Source organism: Halorubrum sp. SD690R (assembly GCF_005435035.1).
Classification (GTDB): Archaea; Halobacteriota; Halobacteria; order Halobacteriales; family Haloferacaceae; genus Halorubrum; species Halorubrum ezzemoulense.
In genome coordinates, this window is the sequence record NZ_SGTV01000031.1 from 23,113 (window position 1) to 33,334 (window position 10,222).

8 protein-coding genes and 1 tRNA gene are annotated in these 10,222 nt (G+C 70.0%); 3 read left to right on the forward strand and 6 right to left on the reverse strand.

Translation table 11 applies throughout. The annotated features are described in order from the left end of the window. Window position 1: 1 nt before the first annotated feature. Genes EXE41_RS15295 through EXE41_RS15305 form a run of 3 tightly spaced genes read left to right on the forward strand, consistent with a single transcriptional unit; the run spans window position 2 to window position 5,846 of the window. A complete protein-coding gene (locus EXE41_RS15295) occupies window positions 2-2,404 on the forward strand; it encodes a kinase anchor protein (protein ID WP_137691448.1) in 2,403 nt (800 codons plus the stop codon). Further along, on the forward strand, window positions 2,395-3,780 hold the full coding sequence (locus EXE41_RS15300) for a DUF444 family protein (RefSeq protein WP_137691449.1): 1,386 nt from the start codon (window positions 2,395-2,397) through the stop codon (window positions 3,778-3,780). The genes EXE41_RS15295 and EXE41_RS15300 overlap by 10 nt, the downstream gene beginning before the upstream one ends. Further along, window positions 3,777-5,846 (forward strand): SpoVR family protein, encoded by a 2,070-nt coding sequence (locus EXE41_RS15305; RefSeq protein WP_137691450.1) that lies wholly within the window; start codon window positions 3,777-3,779, stop codon window positions 5,844-5,846. Before EXE41_RS15300 ends, EXE41_RS15305 begins: the two co-directional genes overlap by 4 nt. 43 nt (window positions 5,847-5,889) lie before the next feature. Here EXE41_RS15305 and EXE41_RS15310 read toward each other — a convergent pair whose 3' ends face one another. From EXE41_RS15310 to EXE41_RS15335, 6 genes are all read right to left on the reverse strand, one after another. Next, complete coding sequence (locus EXE41_RS15310; RefSeq protein WP_089308716.1) at window positions 5,890-6,600, reverse strand: alpha/beta hydrolase; 711 nt, start codon at window positions 6,598-6,600, stop codon at window positions 5,890-5,892. A 1-nt stretch (window position 6,601) separates the two neighbouring features. After that, complete coding sequence (locus EXE41_RS15315) at window positions 6,602-7,216, reverse strand: VOC family protein (RefSeq protein ID WP_094553468.1); 615 nt, start codon at window positions 7,214-7,216, stop codon at window positions 6,602-6,604. A gap of 96 nt (window positions 7,217-7,312) precedes the next feature. Beyond that, window positions 7,313-8,689, reverse strand: coding sequence for an HD domain-containing protein (locus EXE41_RS15320; protein ID WP_137691451.1), 1,377 nt, complete (start codon window positions 8,687-8,689; stop codon window positions 7,313-7,315). Window positions 8,690-8,705: 16 nt separating this feature from the next. Beyond that, on the reverse strand, window positions 8,706-8,912 hold the full coding sequence (locus tag EXE41_RS15325) for a hypothetical protein (RefSeq protein WP_049932879.1): 207 nt from the start codon (window positions 8,910-8,912) through the stop codon (window positions 8,706-8,708). An 85-nt stretch (window positions 8,913-8,997) separates the two neighbouring features. Next, entirely contained in the window at window positions 8,998-9,840 is an 843-nt protein-coding gene (locus EXE41_RS15330; protein WP_137691453.1) for a hypothetical protein, read from the reverse strand. 105 nt (window positions 9,841-9,945) lie between these two features. Continuing rightward, window positions 9,946-10,021 (reverse strand) — tRNA-Cys (locus tag EXE41_RS15335). Window positions 10,022-10,222: the final 201 nt, after the last annotated feature.

A 10,222-nucleotide genomic window follows, 5' to 3' on the forward strand; every position in this document is an offset into this window, starting at 1 on the left:
AATGAGCGAACGCACTCGAACGGGCGGCGAGGGGTTCGTCGCCGCGGCCGACGACGCCCTTCGGGGGGCGTACGACCCGCCGATGAGCCTCGAGTCCTACGTCGACCGCGTGTTGGAGAACCCGACCGCGGCCGCTTCCGGGGCGGGGTACGTCCTCGCGGCCGTCGAGTCGTACGGCACTCGTGAGGTCCGCGAGCGGGGCGAGACGCTCGACCGGTACCGGTTCTTCGACGACCCGGCGAACGACGGCGAACACGCCGTGTTGGGCAACACCCGCGCGCTCAACGCGTTCGTCGACGACCTCCGCGCGGCCGCGACGGGGCGCGGGAACGACGAGACGATCGTCTGGATCGACGGCCCGACCGCGACGGGGAAGTCGGAGTTCAAGCGGTGCCTGATAAACGGGCTCCGCGCGTTCTCGAAGACGGACGCCGGGCGCCGGTACACCGTCGAGTGGAACGTCACCGGCGCGGGCGTCGGGAGCGGGGGCGGGGCGGGCGCCGCGTCGCTCTCGTACGGCGACGGCGGCGACGCCGGGGAGTGGTACCGCAGCCCGGTCCAGACGCACCCGCTGTCGGTGTTCCCCGAGTCGGTCCGCGAGTCGGTCGCCGACGCGGCCGACGACGATGCGTATCCGATCGCCGCCGACGTGGGGCTCGACCCGTTCAGCCGCGAGGCGTACGACCACCTGGAGTCGACCTACCGCGAGCAGGGGCGCCGCGACCTCTTCTCGGCGATCACCGACCGCGACCACCTCCGCGTGACGAGCTACGTCGTCGATGTCGGGCGGGGGGTCGGCGTCCTCCACGCCGAGGACGACGGGACCCCCAAAGAGCGGCTCGTCGGCTCGTGGATGGGCGGCATGTTGCGCGAGCTCGACTCGCGCGGCCGGAAGAACCCGCAGGCGTTCAGCTACGACGGCGTCCTCTCGCAGGGGAACGGGGTCGCCACCGTCGTCGAGGACGCCAGCCAGCACGCCGACCTGCTCCGGCGGCTGCTCAACGTCCCCGACGAGCGGCGCGTGAAGCTCGACAAGGGGATCGGGATGGACTTAGACACCCAGCTGATCGTCATCTCGAATCCCGACCTCGACGCCGAGTTGGACCGGCACGCCGAGCGCGGCGACGCTGACCCGCTGAAGGCGCTGAAGCGCCGGCTCTCGAAACACGAGTTCCGGTACCTCACGAACCGCCGCTTGGAGGCGCGGCTGCTCCGGCGGGAGATCGCCGGGGCGACGGCAGTCGAGGACGGTAGCGTCGGCGCGAGCGGCGCGGCCGCCCCGGACGCCGGTGACGGCAGGGACCGCGACCCCGGAGCGGCGCCGCTGTCGGTCGCGGTGCGGGAGTCGGACGGGACAGTCGCCGAGCGCGAGATCGCGCCCCACGCGATCGGGGCCGCGGCGCTGTACGCGGTCGTCACGCGGCTCGACGCGGACGACCTGCCCGGCGACCTCGACCTGATCGAGACCGCCGAGCTGTACGAGACCGGCGAGGTCCGCCGCGGGGACGACGCGGTCACCGTTGCCGACGTGGACCTCGCCGAGGGGGACGGCCGAAACGGGATCCCCGTGACGTACGCGCGCGACGCGGTCGCGGACCTGCTCTCGTCGACCGCCGACCGGAGCCACCCGGAGCTTCCCGTCGAGCGAGTGATCACGCCGACGGACGTGCTCGACGCGCTCGCCGACGGGCTCGTCGACGCCCCCGTCTTCTCGCGGGCCGAGGCGGCGGAGTTCGACGGGCGGCGCGAGCCGGTCGCGACGCAGATCCGCGAGCGGCAGCGGGAGGACGTGATCGACGCGATCCTCGCCGCGGAGACCGTCTCGGCGGAGACCGTCGCCGAGTACGTCGAACACGTGTACGCGTGGGACGACGACGACCCGACGGAGCGCGGACGCGCGGACGAGGCGCCGGACCCGCTCGCGATGAAGGTGTTCGAGACGGAGACGCTCGGGCGGTTCGACGAGAGCGACTACCGCGGGACCGACCCGGGCCGGGCCGTCGAGAGCTTCCGGCGCGAGCGCGTGATCCGGGGACTCACGCGGTACGCGTGGCGGAACCGCGGCGACGCGTTCAGCGTCGACGACGTGGAGCTCGCCGAGGTGCCGGAGCTGAAGGCCGTTATCGACGCGAACGACCTCGCCGACGTGAAGCGGCGGTTCCCCGACCTCGATCCGGCGGCGTGGGCCGACCCGCCGGCCGACACCGAGACGGAACGGGTGAAAGCGGAGACGATCGACCGCCTGTGCGACCGCGGCTACACGCCGGCGTCCGCGGAACTGACGAGCCGGGCGGTGATGGAGCAGGTCCGCAAGGAGTGGCCCGATATCGACGGTGAGCGGGCCGGCGACGCGGGTCCGAGCGACGGTGCCGGTCCCAACGGAGGTGGTGACCCGTGGGACTGACCGAGGACCGCGAGCGGTTCCGCGAGGTCGGCGAGACGCGCCGGGCGGACCTCGCAGAGTTCATCAGCCACGGCGACCTCGGCGGGTCCGGCGTGGACCGGATCCGGATCCCGATCAAGCTCGTCGACCTCCCCGCGTTCGAGTACGACCAGCGCTCCGCCGGCGGCGTGGGACAGGGCGGCGACGGCCAGCCGCAGCCCGGCCAGCCGGTCGACCCCGAGCCCGGCGACGGCGACGAGGCGGGCGACCCCGGCGAGGAGGGCGGCGACCACGAGTACTACGAGATGGACCCGGAGGAGTTCGCCCGCGAGCTCGACGAGGCGCTCGGGCTCGACCTCGAACCGAAGGGGAAGCAAGTGATCGAGGAGGTGGAGGGCGACTTCACCGACACCGCCCGCGCCGGCCCGCGGGGGACCCTCGACGTCGACGAGTTCTTCAAGCGGGGGTTAAAACGCCACCTCGCCACCGACTTCGACGGGGCGTACGTCCGGGAGGGCCTGTTCGTCGACGGCGCCGACGTGGACGATGTCTTCGCGTGGGCGCGCGATGAGGGCGTCCCGGTCTCGCGGGCGTGGATCGCCGACGCCGCCGCGACCGTCGCGGACGAGCGTGGCGAACCGGTCGCTGCGCTTGACCGCTGGGAGAGCTTCGAGGCGCTCGACGACGGGGTGGACCACGAGCCCGTCACGCACCGGATCCGGCGCGAGGGGCTCGACAGCGTTCCGTTCCGCAGCGAGGACGAGCGGTTCCGTCACCCGGAGGTGATAGAGAAGCGCGAGCGCAACGTCGTGGTGATCAACGTCCGCGACGCCTCCGGCTCGATGCGCGAGACGAAACGCGAGCTCGTCGAGCGCGTGTTCACCCCGATGGACTGGTACCTGACCGGGAAGTACGACGCCGCCGAGTTCCGGTACGTCGTCCACGACGCGGAGGCGTGGGAGGTCGACCGCGAGGAGTTCTTCGGGATCCAGTCGGGCGGCGGAACCCGGATTTCGAGCGCCTACGAGCTCGTCGAGGAACTGCTGGAGGAGTACCCGTACAGCGAGTGGAACCGGTACGTGTTCGCCGCGGGCGACTCCGAGAACGCCGGTAGCGACACCACGAACAACGTGATCCCGCTGATGGAGTCGATCGACGCCAACCTCCACGCGTACGTCGAGACCCAGCCCGGCGACGGCGCGGCGAACGCCCGCCACGCCGACGAGGTCGAGTCCGCGTTCGGCGACGCCGACGACGTGGCCGTCGCGCGCGTCTCGGAACCGGACGACGTCACGGACGCCATCTACGAGATCCTCAGCACGGAGTCTGACGGCGGCGGGAGCGCTCCCGCCGGAACGACCGCGGCGCGGCGGACCGACGGAGGTGAACGCAGATGAGAGACGACCGGATCGAGGCGAAGCGCGAGGCCGACGCCCTCGACGAGCCGGCCGAGGAGGCCCGCGAGCTGGCCGAGCGGCTCGGGTTGGAGCCGTACCCGGTGCGGTACTGGGTGGTCGACCACGACCAGATGAACGAGCTGATCGCCTACGGCGGCTTCCAGCGCCGGTACCCGCACTGGCGGTGGGGGATGAACTACGAGCGGCAGCGCAAGAAGGACCGCCACGGGCTCGGGAAGGCGTTCGAGATCGTCAACAACGACGACCCGGCCCACGCGTTCCTCCAAGAGTCGAACGCGGCGGCCGACCAGAAAGCGGTGATCACCCACGTCGAGGCGCACGCGGACTTCTTCGCGAACAACGAGTGGTTCGGGCTGTACGCCGACCGCGGCGAGGGCGGCCCGAACGCCGCGGCGCGGTTGGAGCGCAACGCCGACCGGATCGCGGCGATCGCGAAGCGGGCCGACGTCGACCGCGACGAAGTCGAACGCCTGATCGACGCCGTGAGCGCGCTGGAGGACACGATCGACCAGCACAGCCCGGTCGACGCCGCGCGGTCCGTCGAGGAGCCGGGGATCGCGGACGACGTGAGCGGCGACGGCGACGACGCGCTCGACGCGATAGAGGCCCGGATCGACGACCTCGACCTCTCCGAGGAGGTGCGCCGGGACGTGTTCGACGACGAGTGGCTCGAAGCGCGCGGGGAGGGCGTCGAGCCGGAGGAGCCCCGCCCGGACGTGCTCGCGTTCCTGCGCGACCACGGGAAGCGGTACGACCCGGATAGCGGGAAGGCGGTCGACCGCGAGCCGTGGGAGACGACCGTCGTCGACGCGATCCGCGAGGAGGCGTACTACTTCGCCGGGCAGAAGCAGACGAAGGTGATGAACGAGGGGTGGGCGACGTACTGGGAGTCGCTGATGATGGGCGGCGAGGGGTTCGCCGGCGAGGACGAGTTCCTCACGTACGCCGACCACATGTCCCGGGTGCTCGGCTCGCCCGGCCTCAACCCGTATAAGCTCGGCTTCGAGCTGTGGACGCACGTGGAGCTGCGCGCCGCGCGCCGAGAGGTGATCGACAAGCTGCTCCGGGTCGACGGGGTGACGCCGGAGAACTTCCACTCGCGGATCGACCTCGACGAGGTCGCGACCCTGCTCGAACCCCACCCGGCGGTCGCGGGCGCCGGCCCGGCGACGCTGGACGAACTCGCCGACCTCGCCGCCGACGGCGATCCGCGCGTCGACGCCGAGGCGGTCGACCGGGCGCTGTCCGCTCGGCGCGAAGACGGCGACGGCGTGTCGGCCGACGGCGAGGAGATTGACGTGGAGCGGTACCCGTGGAAGCTCCTCACGCGCGAGGGGCTCGCGGAGCGCCACTACGTCCTCTCGCGGCCGGAACACCGGGGCGCGCTCCGGAACGTCTCTCGGGAGACGCTCGAAGAGCAGGCGCGGTACCTGTTCGACGTGGACCGGTACGCGACGGTCGCCGAGGCGATCGCCGACGTCGACCGCGCGGCCGGCTGGGAGCGGATGTTCGAGGTCCGCGAGAGCCACAACGACGTGACGTTCATCGACGCGTTCCTCACCGACGAGTTCGTGCGCGAGGGGAACTACTTCACCTACGAGTACAGCCGAGCCGCCGAGGAACACCGCGTCGCCAGCGTCGACGCCGACGACGTTCGGAAGAAGCTGCTCCTCCGATTCACCAACTTCGGGAAGCCGACGATCGTCGTGTTGGACGGGAACTTCCGCAACCGGGGGGAGCTACTCATCGGCCACCGGTACAACGGCGTCGCGCTCGACGAGGAGCGCGCCAAAGCGACGCTGAAGCGCGTGTTTGAGCTGTGGGGTCGCCCGGTGAACCTGGCGACGATCCACGTCGAGTACGACGACGGGGCCGTCCGGCGCGCCAAGCGACGCGGCGAGGAGCCGGAGGGAACCGAGGTCGGCGTGCGCTTCCAGTACGACGGCGGCGAGGTGACGGAACACGACCTCGACGAGTCGATCCGGGAACGGATCACCGCGGACGAGGTCGACTACGACACGAAGCCGGACGACTGGCTGGCGTGATCCGGGCGGGCGGCCCCCTCGGCCGGCGCCGGCGGGCCGACGCTCAGGCGAGGTCGCCGACCAGTTCCGCCACCGCCGCGACCTCCTCCTCGTTAATCCCGTGGCCCATGCCCTCGTAGATCCGTTCGTCCACGTCGGCCCCGAGCGCCTCCAACACCGCGGTCGTCTCGTGGACCCGCTCCTCGGGGATGTGCGGGTCGACGTCGCTACAGCCGACGAACGCAGGGGTGCTGGCGAGGGGGCCTGTCGCGTCGTCGCCCGCTCCGCTCCCGCGGTCGCCGGTCGCGAGGTAGTCGTCGACCTCGACCGCCTCGCCGATCAGCCCGCCGCTGAACACTGCGAGTCCGCCGTAGCGGCCGGGATCGCGGGCGACGAACTCGCTCGCGAGACAGGCGCCCTGCGAGAAGCCGGCGACGAGGACGCGGTCGCGATCGATCTCGGCGTCTGTCGCGCGGTCGACGGCCGCGTCGACGGCCCGAAGGCCCGAGGTCCGCCCCGGCTCGTTGTCCGCGACCGGCGCGAGGAACGAGTTCGGATACCAGGTGTTCCCGGCGGCCGCCGGCGCGAGGATCGCCACGTCGCGGTCGCCGGCGAGCCGTTCGCCCAAGTCGACGACGCTGCGGGCGGTCGCGCCGCGACCGTGGACGAGTACGAGCGCCGCGCCCGCGTCGTCGAGCGGCGTTCCGGCCGTGACCAGCGGCTCGTCGCCGTGCGGGTCGTCGCCCGCGTGCGGGCCCTGAGCGCCGTCCGCCATCTCAGATCCCCACGCCGGCGTCGGCGTCGGGCAGGTCGTGTTTGTTTACCGGCAGGCCGAGCTCCTCCAGCGCGCCCTCCATGTGGCGGTCCTGCGCGAAGTCGGCGCCGTCCTCCTCGCGGAGCCGTTGCGCGGTCGCGAGCACCTCGCCCTTGCGGTCGTCGGGTATCTCGTATTTGTCGGCGGACAGCTCGATGACGAGCCCGTTGTTGTCTTGGGTGTAAATCGAGTGGAAGATGCCGCGGTCGAAGACATTGTACCCCTTCCCTGCCTCTTCGAGCGCCGCCATGATATCCTCGTATTCGTCGGGCTCGACGGTGAAACACAGGTGGTGAACGGCGCCCGTGTTGACGCGCTGGCCGCGCGCGGACGCCCGCTCGTCGCTCACGAACACCGTGAGGATCCGCCCGTCGCCGGTGTCGAAGAAGAGGTGCGTCTGCGAGGGGTCGTCGAGGTTCGGCTGTCGCAACACGAGCGGCATCCCGAGCAGGTCGCGGTAGAACGCGAGCGTGTCCTCCTCGTTGCTGCCCCAGACCGTGACGTGGTCGGTACCGCTGGTGTGGAACGGTGCGTCCGGGAGCTTCGACGTGACCGGAGCCGCGCTCTCGTCGCTCATACCGATCGGAAGGCGACCGAGTCGTATAAACCCGAAAGGGACGGGACCGTGACCGGCTGACACCGGTGTTATCGGTCAGAATTGCGTCCGATGCCGTCAGCCGCCGTACTCCGCGCGAAACCGATCGACGAGCCACCGAGTGGCGCGTTTTCGGTCCCCGTCGGGCACGTAGACGAACGGGATCGGGGTGTCGAAGGCGCGCTCGCCGTACAGCCCCCAGTCGCCGGCCGACCGCGTCGTCCCGCCGTACGCGATCGGAATGTCGGCCAGCTCGGAGGGCTCGTACTCGGGGACGTACGAGCGTTCGATCCACACGTCGTGAGGCGGGACGTCCAGTTCCGCCGCGAGTTCGTGTTCGAGGCGCTCGTCGCCCGAGACGAGCCACTCGCCGAACGCCTCGCGGTCGACCTCGATCCGGTCGGCGTAGGCGATCCGATGTTTCCAGCAGGTCGTCGGGAACTGCCGCGTCCGATACCGGTCGTACAGCGTCGCGAGCGTGGTGTCCGGGCGGTCGCGCGCGAGCCGGCGCAGTCGCTCCGCGACGGTGTTGTCGTCGATCTCGCCGTCGAGGATCCCGTCTATCGTCACCGGCGGATCGCCGGTCAGCTCGGCCGCTCGCTCGGTGAGATCGCGGAGCAGCGCGTTCGCGTACACCGACTTGTGGTGCTGGGTCACCCACATGTACAGCGCGATCCGGCCCTCCAAGTAGTTCCCGAGCGTCGAGAGCGCCTTCTCGGAGAGCGCGAGCCCCTCGTCGGGGTGCGCCGTGTAGGCGTCGACCATGCGATCGGTGTCGAAGTTCAACACGTTCGCGCCCGTCATCCAGTTGTCTCGGGAGATGTAGTCGAGGCGGTCGACGTCGACCGGCGAGTGAAGCAGCTGTGCTCCGAGGCCGTGCTGCCACGGTCCGCCCCGCTCGTACACCAGACTGTACCCCAAGACGTACGCGCACACCTCCTCCGGGTCGACCGACAGGGATCGGAGCGCGTCGCCGAAGCGGTCGAGTATCAGGAGACAGCTCATGAGTTCGTGCGGACTCGCCCCGAGAAGTGGCGTGTCATCGAGTCCCGCCTCGCGAAGCGACGCGACGAAGCCCCGCTCCGCGAGCCGGTCTCGGAGTGCCGTCGCGTCGAGATGCCGCTCGCAGACGTGCGAGAACGGCGGATGGCCGACATCGTGGAGCAGACACGCACACTCCAGCGTCGACTGAATCTCGTCGAGCGTGTCCGAGGACGTGTTCCGGGTGAAATACGGCTCCTCACGGAGGTTTTCGAAGACGCGGCGGCCGAGGTGGTAGACGCCGAGGCTGTGTTCGAACCGCGTGTGGTTGGCGGCCGGATAGACGAGGTGGGTCGCCGAGAGCTGCTTGACGTACCGCAGCCGCTGAAACGCCGACGTGTCGATCACGCGATCGACGACCGCGTCGTCGAGTTCGATGTACCCGTGAACGGGGTCTTTGATCTGTGTCGTCATGTGTACAGCGACGCCGTCATCGCCTCCAGACCGCCGGTGCGACGCCGAGCGTCCGGACGGCGAACGGGTAGGCGAAAGCGATAGCGAGCACGAGCACCAACGACGCGACGACACCGAGCCCGCCGGTGATCCGGTCGGCGACCGCTAGCGCAGCGAACATGGCGACGAACATCACCGCCCAGTGGGGGGCCAGCTGTCGCACCTTCTCTCCTGTCGAACTCATGCCCGCCGTAGCGGTGCCGTCCGGTAGTGGCTGTCGGTCGAAACGCAGCATCGAAGCGAAACGAACGCCCCGACTCGGCCGGCTGTCAGTACCGCGACGGGATGAACGCCAGCCCAGCGAGCATGATGGAGGACAGCACCGAGAGGACGAGCACGCGCGAGAGGCCGCTGTTGTACTGGTTGAACTGGTCTATCTCGGAGACCTGCGCCTCGTACGCCTCGATGTCCGACGACATCCGAAGCGTCGAGGCGTCGGGGAAGTGCGCAACGTAGTCCGTGCCGCCGATCGTTACCACCGAGTGCTGGGAGAACTCCACGGTCTCCGTCTCGATCGTCTCCCACACGAGTACGGCACCGTCAGCGGTCACACCGTCGAGCGTAACCGTCTGTCCGTCGTACTCGAGGGTCTCGCCCACCTCGTACGAGCGCTGCTCGGGCGCCGGGAAGTACTCGTCGACGGGCACCAGCGTCCGTTCGCCGGAGTCGTCCGTCACGGCGACGTACTCGCCGTCGTCGAGCGTGACCGTCTCGTTCTCGGCCGCGTCGTCGGCGCCGAGGATCGCCTGCCGGTCGAGCACCTCGACGAGCGTGAACTCGGTCGCGTTCTCCCCCGTGACCTCGACGCGCCACTCGCGGTTACCGACCGTAACCGTCGAACCGTTCGCCCACGTCTCGGAGGTCTCCGCGGTGAACTCCCGCTCGAGCGTTCCGGTGATGACGGTCGTCGCCGCACCACCGTGCCCGCCTCCGCCCTCTTCCGTCTCGGAGATGTCGGCCACAACGTACGACTCACCACCGACTTCGACCGAGTCACCCTGCGAGGCGTCGACCTCCGGATTCTCGAGCGTGATCTCTGGACTATCGGCCGTCGCGGTCAGCGCGCCCGCCACGCCCGCGACGGCGAGGAACAGCGCGACAAACACGGCCACAGCGCGTCGTTGCATAGTTGACGCATGGGTCACCCGGTGTTTAACGGTTACTAAGCGGGTCAGTTCGCGGGACCGACCTCGCGGCGTACCGAGACCGAATCAAGAAGCCAAGGGCCGGATTTGAACCGGCGTTGGGCGGCTCTGCAGGCCGCTGCGTCTGACCAGACTCTGCCACCTTGGCGCTGTCCGAACGTACCGCTGTGGAGCGTTTAAGCCTAGCGGTCGCGCGTCAACGCCCTCGCCGCTCGCTATACATCAAAAAAGCCCACGGACGTAGTGTCCGTGGGCTGAGTGGGAGTATTCTCCCGGATGAGTGGGCAGGCGGCGACCCGTGGTTCCCAGAGGATCGCTCACTCCAGTACTTCACGGTACGCTGGTGGGC

What these genes read in the sequence shown, in the direction of transcription:
- EXE41_RS15315 (WP_094553468.1), bottom strand. Translation starts at nt 7,216, where the DNA reads ATGAGCGACGAGAGCGCGGCTCCGGTCACGTCGAAGCTCCCGGACGCA.
- EXE41_RS15310 (WP_089308716.1), bottom strand. Translation starts at nt 6,600, where the DNA reads ATGGCGGACGGCGCTCAGGGCCCGCACGCGGGCGACGACCCGCACGGC.
- EXE41_RS15305 (WP_137691450.1), top strand. Translation starts at nt 3,777, where the DNA reads ATGAGAGACGACCGGATCGAGGCGAAGCGCGAGGCCGACGCCCTCGAC.
- EXE41_RS15325 (WP_049932879.1), bottom strand. Translation starts at nt 8,912, where the DNA reads ATGAGTTCGACAGGAGAGAAGGTGCGACAGCTGGCCCCCCACTGGGCG.
- EXE41_RS15320 (WP_137691451.1), bottom strand. Translation starts at nt 8,689, where the DNA reads ATGACGACACAGATCAAAGACCCCGTTCACGGGTACATCGAACTCGAC.
- EXE41_RS15295 (WP_137691448.1), top strand. Translation starts at nt 2, where the DNA reads ATGAGCGAACGCACTCGAACGGGCGGCGAGGGGTTCGTCGCCGCGGCC.